The sequence below is a fragment of the Kitasatospora sp. NPDC041917 genome (assembly GCF_055589745.1).
The window spans coordinates 34,887-49,658 of record NZ_JBVJBI010000023.1 but is presented as its reverse complement, the minus strand read 5'-3'; the positions used below and the strand labels follow the sequence as shown (position 1 = coordinate 49,658).

Below are 14,772 nucleotides of genomic sequence, written 5' to 3'. Positions count from 1 at the left end.
CCCCGGCCCGGCGGGTGGCAGGCTGGCGCGATGACTTCCGACCCCGCCGCGCCCGCCGACTGGCACACCCCGCCCGAGCCGACACCGTTCCAGGGCGGCGAGGCCTTCCGGGGGGCGGACGCCGGGACGGTGCTGGAGTTCTGGCGCTACGCGATCCCCGACCTCCGGACGAACACCACCCGGGGCCTGTTGGCCGAGTTCCTGGTCCACCGGGCGGTGGGCGCGGTCCGGCGCAACGCGGAGTGGGAGAGCTTCGACGTCCTGGCGCCGGACGGGCTCAGGATCGAGGTGAAGACGAGCGCCTACCTCCAGGCCTGGGGTCAGCGCCGGCTGTCGGAGATCCGCTTCTCCCGGCTGCGCGGCCGCACCTGGTCGCCCGAGGACGGAGACGCGGCGGAGCAGTCCTACAACGCCGACGTCTACGTCTTCGCCCTCCACACCGCGCGCACCCACGACGACTACGACCCGCTGGACATCGGCCAGTGGGACTTCTACGTCGCGCCCCGCGCCCTCGTGGAGGCCACCGGGCAGGCCGGCCTGGGGCTGGCCTCCGTACGGCGGCTGTGCGGCGAACCCGTCGCCTACGGGCAGCTGCCGGAGCACATCAGGGCCGCCGTGGACGCACCGTCGGGTCACTCGGGCCAGGGCACCGAGGTCTCGACGCCGGTGGTGTAGTCGACGCCGGGGACGTCCCAGCCGTACAGCTGGCGGAACTGGTTGTAGAACCAGGCGGCGCCGTCCGGCTGGGCGGCCAGCGCGCCCGCCGGGTCGGCCCACAGCTCCCGCACCCGGTCCTGCACGGCGGGGTCGAGCTCCCAGCCGTCCAGGCGGATGCGGCCCTGCCCGTCCAGGGTGAGCTCCTTCGCGCCGGTCAGCTGCTCCCACAGGTCCACGGCCTGGTCGTCGGTGGTGCGCCAGCCGTCCTCGCCGAGGACGACGCGCAGCAGCGAGGTGTAGAGGGCGATGGAGGGGATGGCGGTGGACGCCTGGGTGACGGCCGCACCGGCGACGACGGTGAACGCCCGGCCGCGGTCGGCGAGCAGTTCGGTCTGCAGCTGACGGGCGGTGGTCTCCAGGTGCTCCTTGGCGGCGCCGATCGTGCCCTGCCGGTAGACCGGCGCGGTGATCTCGGAGCCGACGTAGGACAGGGCCACGGTGGTGAAGCCGGGGCCGAGCAGGTCCTCGTCGGCCAGCGCCCGCACCCACAGCCGCCAGTCCTCGCCGCCCATCACCTTGACGGTCGCCGCCCGCTCGGCCTCGTCGGCCGGGGTGAGCTCGACGGTGCCGATCCGCGGGGCGCCGTCCTCGAAGAGCAGGGACGGCGAGGTGTACGGCGAGCCGAGGGGCTTGATCACCGAGTGGTGGACCTCGCCGGTGGCCGGGTCGGTCCGCCGGGGCGAGGCGAGCGAGTAGACGAGGTAGTCGACCGGGCCGTAGCGCTCGGCGAGGAGCTTGAGCACCTCGGCGCGGGTGGCGTCCGCGTAGGCGTCGGCGTTGACGAAGGTGAAGTCTCCCCCGCTCCGCTCGGCCAGGGCCGAGGTCGCGGCGGTGCGGTACCAGCCGGCGGTGGCGGTGCGCCGCTCGGTGGCGGCGGCCTCGTAGCCGACGCCGATGCCGCGGATGCCCTGGCGGCGCAGCCCGGCGAGCAGCAGCGCCTGGCCGTATCCGGCGCTGGCACCGAGGACCAGGGCGACCGGGGACCGGCCGGTCGGTGCCGCGGGCGCGATGCGCTGCCACTGGCGGTCGACGGTCGCCGCGCTGCCGGCCGGGTGGGAGTTGACGATCAGGTAGCCCCGCTGCTTGGGGGTGATCTGCTGGATGCTCACGTGCTGGCGCCCTCTCCGATCCGGAGATCGTGATCAAGGTGTCGGTCGTCCGGAGCCTATCCGCGCCGGGGGGCGCCGCCTTTGCCATGCCGTCACGGAAGATGCGGCCTCCACTTGTCGGAGGTCGTCCTTGCGGCGGTGCCCCGCTTCGGCTAGAAGCTCGGCAAAATCGCGTGCACCTGCCCGTGGCACCGGAGACACTGCCGCCATGACTGGTTCCGCACTGCCGCAACTGCTTCGACCGCGTGCCCTGGGGCCCGGAGATCTCGTGGTCATCGCATCGCTGTCCGGTCCCCTGCCGGCCGCTTACGAGCCCAACGTCGAGCGGACGGTGGTCGTGCTCGAACGGATGGGATTCCGCGTGCGTCGGGCTCCGCTCCTCGAAGCGGGACGCCGCCGTTGGTGGAGCGCGGCCACGCCGGCGGAGATCGCCGGGGAGCTCAACGGTCTTCTGCGTGATCCCGAGGTGCGCGCGATCGTCGCGAGTGACGGCGGCCAGACGGCGCTCGGCTACCTCGACCTGATCGACGTCGAGGCGGTCAGGGCCGACCCCAAGCCGATCCTCGGCTACAGCGACATCTCGCTGCTGCATCTGGTGCTCCACGCGCGCACGGGGCTGGTCGGGTTCCACGCCGACATGGCCGTCCCGGGCTTCGGCGGCCACTGGCAGTCCGTGTCCGCGGCGCGCCGGGCGGAACTCGAGAAGCTCTACTCCGGGTTGCTGACCGGCACCGAGGCGATCGGTGCGCTGCCCGCGAGCCCGTCGTGGGAGTGCTGGCGTCCCGGTCGCGCCGAAGGGCGGCTGATCGGCGGGCTGATCAATCGCATCGTGCTGGCGCAGGCGACGCCTTTCGCGCTGCCGCTCGAACGGTTCGACGGTGCGGTGCTGTTCTGGGAGGAGATGGGCGGCCTGGCGTCGTACGTGTGGAGCTATCTGCAGGTGCTGCGACACAGCGGCATCCTCGATCGGATCGCCGGCATGGTCGTGGGCGTTCCGCGCGAGATCGGCGGACTCGAACCCGGCGCGTCCCCGACGCTGCGCGAGATCGTCCTCGACGTCCTCGGGGACCGTGACATCCCGGTCCTGGGCAACGTCGATTTCGGGCATGCCGGCCCGAATCTGCCGATGCCGGTCGGCATCCGTGTCGGCCTCGACGCACAGCAGCGGACGCTGTCGCTGCTCGAACCGGCGGTAGCGCCGCACGCGACGACGGGGCCGGTCGGCTGAGCACCGCGGCTCGGTGAGCCGGCCCCGGGCAGCACCCCCCGAGCGCCGACTCACGCTCCGGTGGCGTCCTGGGGGCGGTTCAGCCGCCAGACCACGGCGGTCCCGCTGCCGGCCGGGGCCAGCGGCAGCGCGGCCGGCTCCCGCCGGAGTTCGGTGAAGCCCAGGCGGCGCGGGACGGCGGCACTGGCGGTGTTGGCCCGGTCGTGCACGATCTCCAGGTGGTCCACCTCCGGCAGGGCGAACATCTCCTCGGCCAGGGCCGCCACCGCCCGGGTGGCGAGGCCCCGGCCGGTGGCGGCCGGGTGCAGCCAGTAGCCGACGCGCCGGCTGCCGGGCCCGTCCGCGCGGACGGCCTGGCACATGCCGACCGGGGCGCCGTCCTCGGTGATCGCGTAGGTGTACACCTCGCCGCTCGCCCACCAGGTGTCGCACCGGGTGAGCAGGGCGCGGGTGTGCTCCTCGTCGTGCCGGGCCACCCACGGCTCCCAGGGCCGCAGGTGCGCTAGGGACTCCTCGATCAGCGTGAAGGCCGCCGCGAAGTCCCGTTGTCCCTGCCAGCGCCGCAGCGCGAAGGACCCGCAGTCGACGACGTTCCTCGGTCGCACCATGCCGGCCATGATCCTTTCCCGCACGGTTCGCCGCAACCACCCGGCGTCAACTGCCGTGCGGTGCGCGCCCGGTGGGCGTCAGTGTCCGCCCCGGGGTTCCTCGCAGCCGCGGCCGTCCGGGTAGCCGGCGAACGCCTCCGCCCTGGTGGAGTCGGGGATCATCGTCCCGGTCAGGCACATCCCGGTGGCCTCGACGGTGAAGCCGACCGTGGTCCGCCCGATGCCCTGCACCCGCACCTTGTCCGCCGGGTAGCCGAGGCCGGTGAGCCGGAGGCGGGCGCTCTCCGGGGTGTAGTCGTTGGCCGTGCGCAGCGGTTCGAGCGCCTCCTTGACGCGCTGGACGGCCGCCAGTCCGTCGCAGCGGCTCCGGCCGCGCAGTTGGAGGGGCGCCTTGAAGCCGTGGTTCTCGGCGTAGTGGTCGAGCGGTGGCGCGGGCGCGGCGGTGGGGCTCCCCGTACGGGTGGGTGTCGGGGTCGGGGTCGGGGTCTCGCCGGGGCAGGGGAAGTCGACCGGCCCGCCCTGGGCCGTGGGCGCGGCGGTGGGCGCGGCCGTCGTCGGCGTGGCGGCGCCGGTGTCCTGGGCGGTGTCCACATGCTTCGTCCCGCACCCCGCCGCCAGCACGGCGAGCGCCGCCAGTGCCGGTATGCCGAGGCGCCCCCGCCGGGTCCTGATCGTCGTCATCCCGTGATCATGCCCCGGGCGGCCGACCCGCGCCACCTCCGCGGCCGCACCGGTCGAACCGCCCGGCAGCGCAAGCGTGTTGTGCGGATTCCGTGCCCGCCGGCCGCGCCGCGGTGCGCCGGGCAGGCGCCGGGCAGGGTCGCCGGCCCGCCCGGGACCGCCGCCACCGCCACCGCCACCGCCACCGCCACCGCCACCGGAGGCTCGTTCGATGCGGACGCCCGGGCACCCGATGCCCGTTCCGCCGTTGGAGTGCTCTGCCTCCGCCCACCGCGACATCCGCGACGCTCGGCCGCCCCGTGCGCCGCGCGGCCCACTAGGTTCCTGCCGTGGACGAAACCAGGGCTTCGAACGGGCGCGAGCCGTCCGCCGGCGAGCGCGTCGCGACCCGCCTGGACGCACGGCTGCCGGTCACGGAGGCGGGCCGGGAGCTGCTGCGCAAGGTCTTCCCGGACCACTGGTCCTTCCTGCTCGGCGAACTCGCGCTGTACAGCTTCGTGGTGCTGCTGCTGACCGGCGTCTACCTGACGTTCTTCTTCCAGCCGAGCATGAACGAGGTCGTCTACCGGGGTGCCTACCTGCCGCTCGACGGCGTCCGGGTGTCCGAGGCGTACGCGTCCACCCTGCGGATCAGCTTCGAGGTGCGGGGCGGGTTGATGATCCGTCAGATCCACCACTGGTCGGCGCTGCTGTTCGCCTCCGCGATCGGTGTGCACCTGCTGCGGGTGTTCTTCACCGGGGCGTTCCGCCGCCCGCGCGAGCTCAACTGGGTGATCGGGGTGACGCTGTTCAACCTCGCGCTGCTGGAGGGGTTCTCCGGCTACTCGCTGCCGGACGACACCCTCTCCGGCACCGGCCTGCGGATCGCCGAGGGCGTCCTGCTGTCGGTGCCGCTGGTCGGCAGCTACCTCACCCTGTTCGCCTTCGGCGGCGAGTTCCCCGGTCACGAGGTCATCCCCCGGCTGTTCACCGTGCACGTCCTCCTGGTCCCGGGCCTGCTGCTGGCCCTGCTCGGGGCGCACCTGACGCTGGTGGTGGTGCTGAAGCACACCCACTGGGCCGCCCCCGGCCGCACCAACCGCAACGTGGTGGGGATGCCGTTCTTCCCCCAGTTCCTCACCCGCACGGTGGGCCTGATGTTCGCGGTGGGCGGCGTGATGGCGCTGTCGGCCTTCCTCGCCGAGGTCAACCCGATCTGGCGGTACGGCTCCTACCGCCCCGACGTGGTCGGCACGGGCGCGCAGCCGGACTGGTACATCGGCTTCATCGAGGGGGCGCTGCGCCTGATGCCGGCCACCGAGACCAGGCTGCTCGGGCACACCGTGTCGTGGAACGTGTTCCTGCCCGCCCTGGTGGTGCCCGGTCTGCTGTTCGCGGCGCTGTACGCCTATCCCTTCGTCGAACGGTGGCTCGACCCCGGGACCGGCGAGCACCACCTGTGCGACCGCCCGCGCAACCGGCCCACCCGCACCGCGCTGGGCACCGCCGGGATCACCGTCTACGCGGTGCTGCTGATCGCCGGCGGCAACGACGTCATCGCGTACGCCTTCGAGCTCTCCGTGAACGCGCTCACCGTGGTGCTGCGGACGGCCCTGGTGGTGCTGCCGCCGGTGGTCTTCGTGCTCACCCGGCGCCTCTGCCTGGCCCTGCAGGCCCGGGACCGCTCCCGGCTGCTGGACGGCGACGAGACCGGCCGGATCGACCAGTCGCACGACGGCGGTTTCTCCGGCCACCGCCGCCCGGTCCCCGAGGCCGAGCGGTACGTGCTGCTGGCGCGCTCCGCGGCGGATCCGGTCACGGCCCTACAAGGGGCGCCGCGGCACGAGCGGGTACGGGCCGCGGCGAGCTCCTGGTTCCACCGCGACCGGGTCGAACTCCCCTCCACCGAGCGGGAGTCGGAGCGGACGGCGGCCGTCCTCACCGCCCCGGCCCACCCCGCCGCCCCGGCCCTCCGGGCGCTCGAACCCGCCCCGGGCGGCCCGCTCCGGCGGCTGCTGCGCCGGTTCAGCCCGCGTCGTGGTCGCGGTACTGGAAGATGAAGCCGGCGACGGCGAACCCGAGCACCAGGGCGCCGACCACGATCAGCCACCGGGCGAAGACCAGTCCCAGGGCGAAGACCGTCACACCGACCGCCGCGAGGACCGGACAGCCGCTGCGGGCCGGGAAGAACCCCACCGGCCCGGCGGCCTCGGCGATCTCGGCCTCCTTGCGGTCCTGCGCCCGGCCGCCGCCCAGCCGCCGGTGCTGGACGAACCAGAACAGCGCGACCAGGCCGGACATCATGAACGCCACTGCCAGGATCGCCTTGCCGGCCGGCTCCCGGGCCCAGAAGCCGTAGACCAGCCCGGTCACCGCGAAGAACGCCGTCATGACGGCGAACAGCCATCCCTCCGCCTTCACCGCCCGCTCCCTCGTCCGCTCCCCGGCCCACCTGAACGGCCGTGCGGCACACCGGCGTTGCCGCTCGACGGCTCCTCCGACGGCACCTCAGGATGGTGCAGGTCGAAGGCCGGCGACTCGGAGCGGATCCGGGGCAGCGCGTGGAAGTTGTGCGACGGCGGCGGGCAGGAGGTGGCCCACTCCAGCGACCGGCCCCAGCCCCACGGATCGTCCTCGGCGACCTTCTCGCCGTACCTGGTGGTCCGCCAGACGTTGGAGAAGAACGGCAGGTTGGAGATCCCGAGCAGGAACGAGCCGATCGAGGCGCAGACGTTCAGGGCCGTGAAGTCGTCCACCGCCAGGTAGCTCGCGTAGCGGCGCGGCATCCCCTGGGCGCCGAGCCAGTGCATCACCAGGAAGGTGGTCTGGAACCCCGTGAACAGCATCCAGAAGTGGACCTTGCCCAGCCGCTCGTCGAGCATCTTCCCGGTGAGCTTCGGCCACCAGAAGTAGAAGCCCCCGAAGGTGGCGAAGACGACCGTCCCGAACAGTACGTAGTGCAGGTGGGCCACCACGAAGTAGCTGTCGGTGACGTGGAAGTCGATCGGCGGCGCGGCCAGCAGCACCCCGCTCAGCCCGCCGAACAGGAAGGTCACCAGGAAGCCGATCGACCAGAGCATCGGGGTCTCGAAGGACAGCGAGCCGTTCCACATCGTCCCGACCCAGTTGAAGAACTTCACCCCGGTGGGCACCGCGATCAGGAAGGACATCATCGAGAAGAACGGCAGCAGCACCTGGCCGGTGGCGAACATGTGGTGGGCCCACACCGACATGGACAGTGCGGTGATGGCGATGGTCGCGCCGATCATGCCGTAGTAGCCGAACAGCGGCTTGCGGCTGAACACCGGGATGATCTCGCTGATGATGCCGAAGAACGGCACCGCGACGATGTACACCTCCGGGTGGCCGAAGAACCAGAACAGGTGCTGCCACAGCAGCGCCCCGCCGTTCGCCGCGTCGAAGGCGTGCGCGCCGAACTTGCGGTCCGCCTCCAGGCAGAGCAGTGCGGCGGTCAGCACCGGGAAGGCCAGCAGCACCATGACGGAGGTGAACAGCACGTTCCAGGTGAAGATCGGCATCCGGAACAGCGTCATGCCCGGCGCCCGCAGGCAGGTGATGGTGGTGATGAAGTTGACCGACCCGAGGATGGTGCCGAGGCCCGCCACCACCAGGCCGAGCGCCCACAGGTCCCCGCCCGCCCCGGGCGAGAACAGCGGCCCGTTCAGCGGCGCGTACGCGAACCAGCCGAACGAGGGCGCGCCCCCGGTGGTGAGGAAGCCGCTCAGTACCATCAGCCCGCCCAGCAGGAAGGCCCAGTAGGTGAAGGCGTTCAGCCGGGGGAAGGCGACGTCCGGCGAGCCGATCTGCAGCGGCATGATCGCGTTGGCGAACCCGGCGAAGGTCGGGGTGGCGAACAGCAGCAGCATGATCGTGCCGTGCATGGTGAACAGCTGGTTGTACCGCTCGTTCGACAGCAGCCCGGTGTCCGGCCCCATCAGCTGGGCCCGCATCAGCAGCGCGAGCACGCCTCCGACCAGGAAGAAGCCGAAGGCCGTCGCCAGGTAGAGGTTCCCGATGACCTTGTGGTCCGTGGTGAACAGCCAGCGCAGCAGCGTGCTGCCCTGCCGGACCCGCGCCCGGGTGCGGTCCTGCGCCCGGGGCGGCGCAGTGGACGAAGCGCTCATGGAACCTCCGCAGCGGAGCCGGTGACGCCCCCGGTCGCGGCGCCGACCCCCTCCCCGTCCCGGCGGAGGGCCCGCCCTCGCACGCCATCGCCGACCCTAGCGGCGGCGGCCCCGGCCGCCGGGGCGCCACGCGGTACGGCCCTTCGACCGGGCGCGGCGCCGTCCGGGGCTTCGGGCTCAGCGCTCCCGCAGGTCGGGGACCACCTCGCGCAGCCGCTCGGCGCCGAGCGCGCCCGCCCGCAGCAGGACCGGCACCTCGCCGGTGACGTCCACGATCGAGGAGGGCACGGCGGCCGCGGTCGGGCCCCCGTCGAGGTAGACGGCCACCGAGTCGCCGAGCATGCCCTGGGCGGCGTCACAGTCCTGCGGCGAGTCGTGCCCGGTCAGGTTCGCGCTGGAGACGGCCAACGGCCCGGTGGCGTTGAGCAGTTCGATGGCGACCGGGTGCGCGGGCATCCGCACCGCGACCGTCCCGTTGGTCTCGCCGAGGTCCAGCTCGACCGACTCCAGGTGGCGGGCGACCACGGTCAGCCCGCCCGGCCAGAACTCCTTGACCAGCTGCCGGGCGCGCTCCGTCACCTCGACCAGCCCGTCCAGCGCCTCCGGGGAGCCGACCAGCACCGGCGAGGGCATGTTCCGGCCCCGGCCCTTGGCCCGCAGCAGGCGGTCGACCGCCTCCGGCGCGAAGGCGTCGGCGCCCACGCCGTACACGGTGTCCGTGGGCAGCACGACCAGCTCACCGCGGCGCACCGCGGCCACGGCCTCGCGCAGCCCGGCCGCGCGCTCGGACGGGTTCGAGCAGTCAAAACGACGAGTCATCAGGGGTCTCCACCAGCGGGCCGCCGGCCCGCACCGTTCCTCCGGCCCGGCCACCTCTCCGACCGGACACGTCCTGGTCAGCCTACCCGTCCCGGCCCCGCCGCCCGGCCGGGCCCGGGTCCGGCCGGGCGGTCGCCTCCGCCGCTCGGGTGGCGCGGGGCTGCGGCGCCGTAGCGGGCCGTGGTCCCCGGGGGCGGGCCGTGGCGGGCGGACGTAGGTTGCGGACATGACCAGTGACGAGACCGTCCCGGGCGTGGGAGTGCGCCCGCTGGACGAGGTGTTCGCCGCGATCGACAAGGTCAACCGGCACCCGCGGCCCTGGACCGGCTTCGAGCACGGCGTGCTCGGCGCCTACCGGTGGGCCGCCGGCGCCCAGGTCGCGGCCCCGGTCACCGCCGCGGCCACGGCCGCCGCGACGGCCGGCGCCACCGGTCCGTGCCACGCCCAGCTGCTGGCCGAGTGCCAGGCCGCCGCCGTCCACCTCCACCGGGTCCGCGCCCAGGGGTCGGACCACAGCTACGTACTCGGCGTCCACCGGGCCCTGGCCTGGCTCTGCGGACTGCACGAGGACCGCCCCTGAGCGGGGCGGTCCGGTGCGTCGGGCGGCCGGCGCACGGCACTGAGCAGGGGTCAGCCCGGGTCAGTAGTAGTGCCGGCGGCCGCCGACAGCGTGCCCGAGTGCCCCGGCGACCAACAGGACCAGACCGATCGCGACCAGCACGATGCCGATGGTCCACAGGATCGAGATGCCGGTGACGAAGCCGACGATGAGCAGGATGACACCGAGGACTATCACGAGGGTCTCCAAGGTTGACGGATGGCCGACGGCGGGGACGGCCTCGCGCCGGCTCGAACCGGCCTGGGCCTTCCCCGGGGAGCGGGCCGGTCCCGCCCGGCCCGGCTCCACACCCCACGCGTGTACCGCGCCGCCGCCCGGGCAAACAACCGGCCCGTCATTCCCTCTCAGCGCCGGTGGCGGCCGCGCCGGCGACGGGGCGGCGCGGCCATCCGGGGCGCGGGCAGGAAGAGCCGGGCCAGCTCGCGGCCCAGGTTGACGCCGATGGCGAGGGCCATCGCCATCGCGCCGGCCCGCCCGATGCCGCTCAGCCCGACCTCGGGCTCGCCCCGCACGAAGGCGAGCATCCCGAAGTACAGCACCGAGCCGGGCAGCAGCGGCCCCAGCGCGGCGGTGATGTGCGGCAGCGCCGAGCTGCCCCGGCAGCGCGCCATGAGCTGGCCGGACAGTCCCACCAGCCCCGCCGCCAGGCCGGTGGCCAGGATCGGCTCGCCGCCCGCGTTCACCAGCACCCCGTACGTGGTCCAGCCGGCCGCGCTGTTCAGCAGAACCGCCGGCAGGGTGCCCGGCTCGGTGTTCAGCAGCACCGCGAACGCCAGGGTCAGGAGCACCGCGGCGGCGAGCTGCAACGGCGGGTTCACCGCCCCGGTCGGGACGTCCTGGGCGGCCAGGTCGGCGCCGTTGTTGACGCCGACGTAGAGCACCGTCATCACCCCGATCACCACCCCGGCCATCAGGTACAGCGCTTCGAGCAGCCGGGCGGCGGCGGTGAGGTAGAAACCCGCCAGGCCGTCCTGGGCCGCCGCCACCATGGGCCACCCCGGCAGCACCGCGTACAGCCCCCCGGTGATCACCACCGATCCACGCAGGTGCAGCCCGTTGAACGACAGCAGGATGCCGATCACGGCGGCGGGCACCGCCGCCACCACGAACTGGTAGAAGGCCGGGAGGTCGTGGCGCGCCACCAGCGCCGAGAGCCGCTCGCCCGCCAGCGCGGCGACGACGGCGCTGGCGAACACCAGCCAGGCCCGGGCGTCGGCCCGGCCGCCGATCAGCAGGGTGGCGGCCCCGGCCATCCCCCCGCAGCAGAGCACGAACAGCCGGCCCGAGTAGCGGCGGCTGTGCCGGCGGGCCGCCACCAGCCGGCCGTGCGCCTCCCGGACGGCCATCCCGCCCACGGTGATCTCGATGACCAGCCGGAACACGGCCGCCAGCCGCGCGTAGTCGACCGCCGGGCGGCGGACCGAGCACTCGGCCGTCAGCGAGGGCTCCGACGGGCCGGGCTGGTACGAGATCGCCACCCGGGTGAAGGTGACCTGCGGGTCGCACGGCTGGAGCCGGTAGGCGTGCGCAACCGCGAGCATGGCCGCCTCGACGTCCTCCGCGGCCTCGCCGCTGGCCAGCAGCAGCTCGCCGACCAGCAGCGCGAGGTCCAGCACCTGCGCCGGTTCGACACCCGCCGGCGGCTCCGCGCCGGCCCCCTCCGGCCCTGGCTGCCGATCGGCCGTCGGGGTGCGCAGCAGCGGCAGCATCATGTCGGGCCAGGGGGCCGCGGTGCCGTCGCCGTCCGGTCCGGACCGGGCGCTCGTCTCGCGCCGTCCGGGCGCGGGGGTCTGCGGCGGCACCCGTTCGGGCCGGGTGGGCCGCCCTTCCGGGCCGGCGGGCGCGCCGAGCTGCTCGTGTTCCGTCATCGCGACTCCCTGACCCCACCCCCTCCGTCAACAACGTGCAGCCGTTCAACTACCCGGAGTGACGCTGCGGCGAACGCGCCACACCCGGCACACCCGTACGGACCGGAGCACGACCCGCCGTACACGCCCCGTCGCCCCGCGCGTGCCGACCTCGGGGGCGGGGCCGACCGGCCGCCGGGCTCCCGGACGGGCCCGCGCACCGCCCCGACCGGCGGATTCGCGGCGGCGTTCGCGGGTACACGCGGCGGCGCGACGACCCCGAGCGAGGAACGGAGGCTCCGACCAGGCCCCGAGGATCCAGCCCCGAGCGGGAGCGCCAGTACGAGCACATCGAGGACAGGGCGCTCGACCGGAGTGAGAGCGAGAAGCGGGCCGAGGAGATCGCCGCCCGGACGGTGAACAAGGAGCGCGCCAGGCACGGCGAGTCGAGGACCGCCGGCCGGAGTTCGACCCACGACATGTCCTCCGGCCGGCGCGGCGGACAGCGCTCGCACCGGGGCGCCCGGGGCCCGACCTACGACCAGCCGTACAACGAGGCCAGGCAGCGCGGCATCAAGGGCCGCTCCACGATGAACAAGAGCCGGCTGGCGCACGCGCTCGGCCGCTGAGCGGCGCGCGCCACCCCAGGAGGTGCCCCGATGACCGTCCCGATGCCCCCGGATCCGGACACCCGGCCGACCCCCGGCCCCGGCCCCGACCCCGCGCCTCGGCCGGGCGAGCCCGATCCCGCGCCGCCGCCGATCCCGCCGTTCCCTCCGCCGGAGCCACTTCCGGACCCCGACGCGCCACCGCTTTCCCAGCCGCACGCCGGGCAGGCCCGAGACCTCGGCGCGGTACCGCCGATGCCGGTCGGGGCGGAACCGCGGGCGGTCAGAAGTGCGGTGCCAGCAGGCCTTCCAGCTCGGCCTCGAAGAGCAGTGCGGACCGGAAGCCCATACCGGTGAAGTGCCCGGCGAGCTCCAGCGACAGCACGCCGTGCAGGCGGGTCCAGAAGGCCAGGAAGCGGTGCAGCACCTCGGGCGGGGCCGGCTGATCGCCCGCCCAGCCCCGGTGGCCCAGCAGGTGGGTGGCGAACGGTGCCTGCGGGGTCTCCGACCCGGCCGGGGCGAGCGCCGCGCACGCGTCGACCAGCGTCCGCATCACCTCGTCGGCGATGGCGGTGGTGTCCTCCGGTGCGCGGTAGCCGGGCACGGGGGTGCCGTAGATCAGGAAGTACCGCTGGGGGTCGGCCAGCGCCCACTCGCGCAGGACGTGGGCGAGCCCGGCCAGGTCGGCGCCGTCGGCGGCGGCCGCACCGAGGGTGTCGGCGAGGCTGCGGTACGCGTCCCGGACGAGTTCGGTGATCAGCTCGTCGCGGCCGGCGAAGTAGCGGTAGAGCGCCGGGCCGCTCAGGCCCATCCGCTTGGCGATCGCGTTGACGGAGAGCGCCGAGGCGCCGGCCGTGGCGATCTGGTCCCAGGCGTGCGCCTTGATCTCCTCGCGCACCTGGGCCCGGTAGCGCTCGCGCGGGGTGTCCGTACCCGTCCCGGCCATGCTTCGCCCCGCTCCCCGAGTCGACCGACTACATGCTCACGCTTCCGTTAGAAGGTATCACGGAACCTGTTGACCTCTCAGGGCTCGGGGAGTTACAACTTCTAACGAAGGCGTGAGCATCTAGCACGCGGCGACCGTGCCGTTCCCGACGGCCGACCAGTGAATGGGGAGTTCCATGTCCGCCACCCGCAGCACCGGCACCCGCACCACCGGCATCCGCAGCGCCCTGCTGACCGTCCCGCTCGCCCTCGGCCTGCTCGGCGCCGTCGCCGCACCGGCCGGGGCCGCCACCGCCCACCGCCCCGGCTCCTCGCTCACCTGCCGCGGGGCGGGCGTCGACCCCGACGCCCGGGTCCGCTACCGGACCGGGACCGTGATCCACGCGCCGCTGCGGACCGTCTGGCGGCTCCAGACCGACGTGGAGCACTGGCCCGACTGGCAGGCCCCGGTGCAGAGCGCCGAGCGCCTCGACGGCGGCCCGCTGCGCCCGGGTTCGGTGTTCCACTGGACCACCCCGCTGCCCCCGAACCCCGCCTCGACCGACCCCGTCCTGGAGATCACCTCCACCGTCCGGCAGCTGCGGCCCGGCTCCTGCATCCGCTGGACCGGCCCGGCGGTCGCGACCGGCCTGCGGATCGACGGCGTGCACGTGTGGAACGTCACCGAGGTGCCCGGCGGCGTCCTGGTGCGCACCGAGGAGACCCACACCGGCCCCCAGGTCGACGCCAACGTCCCCGCCGCCACCGACATCCTCCGCCAGGGCCTCGAAGGCTGGCTGCACGACCTGAAGGCCGCCGCCGAGGCCGGCGCCGCCCGGTAGCACCGCCGCGCCGGCGAACCGCCGGGCTTCCCCGCGCGGGATCGGGACCCGGAAGACCCCGGCCACGCACGGAAGTCCCCGGGCCGCGCATGGAAGCTCCCGACCGGGGCAGACGCCGCCCGGGGCGGACTTCGCCCCCGTCGACGAGAGGAGGCACCCGCTGTGGGTACCGAGAAGAAGCTGCACAACATGGCGGAGAAGGCGAGCGGCAAGGCCAAGGAGACCGCCGGGCGGGCCACCGGCGACCGCTCGACCGAGCTCAAGGGCAAGGCCGAGCAGGTGAAGAGCGACCTGAAGCAGGCCGCGGAGAAGGTCAAGGACGCGGGCAGGCACTGACCCGGCACCCGGCGGTCGCCCCGGGCGGCCACCGGGTGTCCGCTCATCCACCGCACCCCGCAGAGGAGTCGGATCCCGTGAACGACCAGCACGAACCCGTCCCCAGGGACTCCCCGGTCCCGGTCGAGACCCCCGAGTCCCGGATGACCGGCGAAAGCGCGCCGCGGTCCGGGCACGAGGAGGAGAACAGGCCTCAGCAGGGCGCCGAGTCCGAGACGACCGCGCCGGCCCACGAGCCGGACCCGCACGAGCCGCCGGACTGAGCAACTGCCGTGCGCCGCAGTTGCGGTGACCACGGGTTCGCCCGTTC

The 14,772-nt window shown here is 74.0% G+C and carries 17 protein-coding genes; 8 read left to right on the top strand and 9 right to left on the bottom strand.

Features of this window, described 5'->3' with window-relative positions; genetic code table 11:
* The first annotated feature begins 30 nt into the window (after window positions 1-30).
* Window positions 31-675, top strand: a complete 645-nt coding sequence (locus tag ACZ6EM_RS25770; RefSeq protein ID WP_465773324.1) for a hypothetical protein — start codon at window positions 31-33, stop codon at window positions 673-675.
* Here ACZ6EM_RS25770 and ACZ6EM_RS25765 read toward each other — a convergent pair.
* A complete protein-coding gene (locus ACZ6EM_RS25765) occupies window positions 633-1,826 on the bottom strand; it encodes an enoyl-[acyl-carrier-protein] reductase FabV (protein ID WP_401047026.1) in 1,194 nt (397 codons plus the stop codon). The two genes, ACZ6EM_RS25770 and ACZ6EM_RS25765, sit on opposite strands and share 43 nt — an antisense overlap.
* A gap of 208 nt (window positions 1,827-2,034) precedes the next feature.
* On the opposite strand from ACZ6EM_RS25765, the gene ACZ6EM_RS25760 reads away from it, so the two are divergent.
* A complete protein-coding gene (locus ACZ6EM_RS25760) occupies window positions 2,035-3,054 on the top strand; it encodes a S66 peptidase family protein (RefSeq protein ID WP_401047024.1) in 1,020 nt (339 codons plus the stop codon).
* 50 nt (window positions 3,055-3,104) lie between these two features.
* Here ACZ6EM_RS25760 and ACZ6EM_RS25755 read toward each other — a convergent pair whose 3' ends face one another.
* Window positions 3,105-3,662, bottom strand: a complete 558-nt coding sequence (locus tag ACZ6EM_RS25755; RefSeq protein WP_401047022.1) for a GNAT family N-acetyltransferase — start codon at window positions 3,660-3,662, stop codon at window positions 3,105-3,107.
* Window positions 3,663-3,740: 78 nt separating this feature from the next.
* Window positions 3,741-4,343: a hypothetical protein gene (locus tag ACZ6EM_RS25750; protein ID WP_465773323.1), complete on the bottom strand. Its 603-nt coding sequence runs from the start codon at window positions 4,341-4,343 to the stop codon at window positions 3,741-3,743.
* Between the two features lie 329 nt (window positions 4,344-4,672).
* On the opposite strand from ACZ6EM_RS25750, the gene qcrB reads away from it, so the two are divergent.
* A complete protein-coding gene (qcrB, locus tag ACZ6EM_RS25745) occupies window positions 4,673-6,382 on the top strand; it encodes a cytochrome bc1 complex cytochrome b subunit (RefSeq protein ID WP_452177315.1) in 1,710 nt (569 codons plus the stop codon).
* Here the strand turns inward: qcrB and ctaF are convergent.
* The 3 genes from ctaF to ACZ6EM_RS25730 form a co-directional block, all read right to left on the bottom strand.
* Window positions 6,348-6,743, bottom strand: a complete 396-nt coding sequence (ctaF, locus tag ACZ6EM_RS25740) for an aa3-type cytochrome oxidase subunit IV (RefSeq protein ID WP_465773322.1) — start codon at window positions 6,741-6,743, stop codon at window positions 6,348-6,350. The genes qcrB and ctaF overlap by 35 nt on opposite strands.
* On the bottom strand, window positions 6,740-8,467 hold the full coding sequence (gene ctaD, locus ACZ6EM_RS25735; RefSeq protein WP_465773321.1) for an aa3-type cytochrome oxidase subunit I: 1,728 nt from the start codon (window positions 8,465-8,467) through the stop codon (window positions 6,740-6,742). Before ctaD ends, ctaF begins: the two co-directional genes overlap by 4 nt.
* A gap of 177 nt (window positions 8,468-8,644) precedes the next feature.
* Window positions 8,645-9,286 (bottom strand): L-threonylcarbamoyladenylate synthase, encoded by a 642-nt coding sequence (locus ACZ6EM_RS25730; protein ID WP_380351512.1) that lies wholly within the window; start codon window positions 9,284-9,286, stop codon window positions 8,645-8,647.
* A 226-nt stretch (window positions 9,287-9,512) separates the two neighbouring features.
* Between ACZ6EM_RS25730 and ACZ6EM_RS25725 the strand changes: the two genes are divergently transcribed.
* Window positions 9,513-9,866 carry a hypothetical protein gene (locus ACZ6EM_RS25725; protein WP_380540904.1) on the top strand — a complete coding sequence of 118 codons (354 nt, stop codon included), beginning with the start codon at window positions 9,513-9,515 and terminating at the stop codon, window positions 9,864-9,866.
* 60 nt (window positions 9,867-9,926) lie between these two features.
* On the opposite strand, the gene ACZ6EM_RS25720 is transcribed toward ACZ6EM_RS25725, so the two are convergent.
* Window positions 9,927-10,082: a DUF6131 family protein gene (locus ACZ6EM_RS25720; protein WP_401051289.1), complete on the bottom strand. Its 156-nt coding sequence runs from the start codon at window positions 10,080-10,082 to the stop codon at window positions 9,927-9,929.
* Window positions 10,083-10,249: 167 nt separating this feature from the next.
* Window positions 10,250-11,773: a threonine/serine exporter family protein gene (locus tag ACZ6EM_RS25715; RefSeq protein WP_465773320.1), complete on the bottom strand. Its 1,524-nt coding sequence runs from the start codon at window positions 11,771-11,773 to the stop codon at window positions 10,250-10,252.
* Between the two features lie 329 nt (window positions 11,774-12,102).
* On the opposite strand from ACZ6EM_RS25715, the gene ACZ6EM_RS25710 reads away from it, so the two are divergent.
* The gene (locus tag ACZ6EM_RS25710; protein ID WP_465773362.1) at window positions 12,103-12,381 is read left to right on the top strand and encodes a plasmid stabilization protein; all 279 of its coding nucleotides are present in this window, start codon (window positions 12,103-12,105) and stop codon (window positions 12,379-12,381) included.
* 262 nt (window positions 12,382-12,643) lie between these two features.
* Here ACZ6EM_RS25710 and ACZ6EM_RS25705 read toward each other — a convergent pair whose 3' ends face one another.
* On the bottom strand, window positions 12,644-13,306 hold the full coding sequence (locus tag ACZ6EM_RS25705) for a TetR/AcrR family transcriptional regulator (RefSeq protein ID WP_465773319.1): 663 nt from the start codon (window positions 13,304-13,306) through the stop codon (window positions 12,644-12,646).
* A gap of 175 nt (window positions 13,307-13,481) precedes the next feature.
* Here ACZ6EM_RS25705 and ACZ6EM_RS25700 point away from each other — a divergent pair, with 175 nt between their 5' ends.
* The 3 genes from ACZ6EM_RS25700 (at window position 13,482) to ACZ6EM_RS25690 (ending at window position 14,725) form a co-directional block, all read left to right on the top strand.
* Window positions 13,482-14,126 (top strand): SRPBCC family protein, encoded by a 645-nt coding sequence (locus tag ACZ6EM_RS25700; protein ID WP_465773318.1) that lies wholly within the window; start codon window positions 13,482-13,484, stop codon window positions 14,124-14,126.
* Between the two features lie 162 nt (window positions 14,127-14,288).
* Complete coding sequence (locus ACZ6EM_RS25695) at window positions 14,289-14,462, top strand: CsbD family protein (protein WP_359903189.1); 174 nt, start codon at window positions 14,289-14,291, stop codon at window positions 14,460-14,462.
* A gap of 77 nt (window positions 14,463-14,539) precedes the next feature.
* The gene (locus ACZ6EM_RS25690; protein WP_465773317.1) at window positions 14,540-14,725 is read left to right on the top strand and encodes a hypothetical protein; all 186 of its coding nucleotides are present in this window, start codon (window positions 14,540-14,542) and stop codon (window positions 14,723-14,725) included.
* Window positions 14,726-14,772: the final 47 nt, after the last annotated feature.

Bases quoted from the DNA above. Each gene is read 5' to 3' on its own strand.
- ACZ6EM_RS25770 (WP_465773324.1), top strand. From the start codon at position 31: ATGACTTCCGACCCCGCCGCGCCCGCCGACTGGCACACCCCGCCCGAG.
- ACZ6EM_RS25760 (WP_401047024.1), top strand. From the start codon at position 2,035: ATGACTGGTTCCGCACTGCCGCAACTGCTTCGACCGCGTGCCCTGGGG.
- ACZ6EM_RS25755 (WP_401047022.1), bottom strand. From the start codon at position 3,662: ATGGTGCGACCGAGGAACGTCGTCGACTGCGGGTCCTTCGCGCTGCGG.
- ACZ6EM_RS25750 (WP_465773323.1), bottom strand. From the start codon at position 4,343: ATGACGACGATCAGGACCCGGCGGGGGCGCCTCGGCATACCGGCACTG.
- ctaD (WP_465773321.1), bottom strand. From the start codon at position 8,467: ATGAGCGCTTCGTCCACTGCGCCGCCCCGGGCGCAGGACCGCACCCGG.
- ACZ6EM_RS25730 (WP_380351512.1), bottom strand. From the start codon at position 9,286: ATGACTCGTCGTTTTGACTGCTCGAACCCGTCCGAGCGCGCGGCCGGG.
- ACZ6EM_RS25725 (WP_380540904.1), top strand. From the start codon at position 9,513: ATGACCAGTGACGAGACCGTCCCGGGCGTGGGAGTGCGCCCGCTGGAC.
- ACZ6EM_RS25715 (WP_465773320.1), bottom strand. From the start codon at position 11,773: ATGACGGAACACGAGCAGCTCGGCGCGCCCGCCGGCCCGGAAGGGCGG.
- ACZ6EM_RS25705 (WP_465773319.1), bottom strand. From the start codon at position 13,306: ATGGCCGGGACGGGTACGGACACCCCGCGCGAGCGCTACCGGGCCCAG.
- ACZ6EM_RS25700 (WP_465773318.1), top strand. From the start codon at position 13,482: ATGTCCGCCACCCGCAGCACCGGCACCCGCACCACCGGCATCCGCAGC.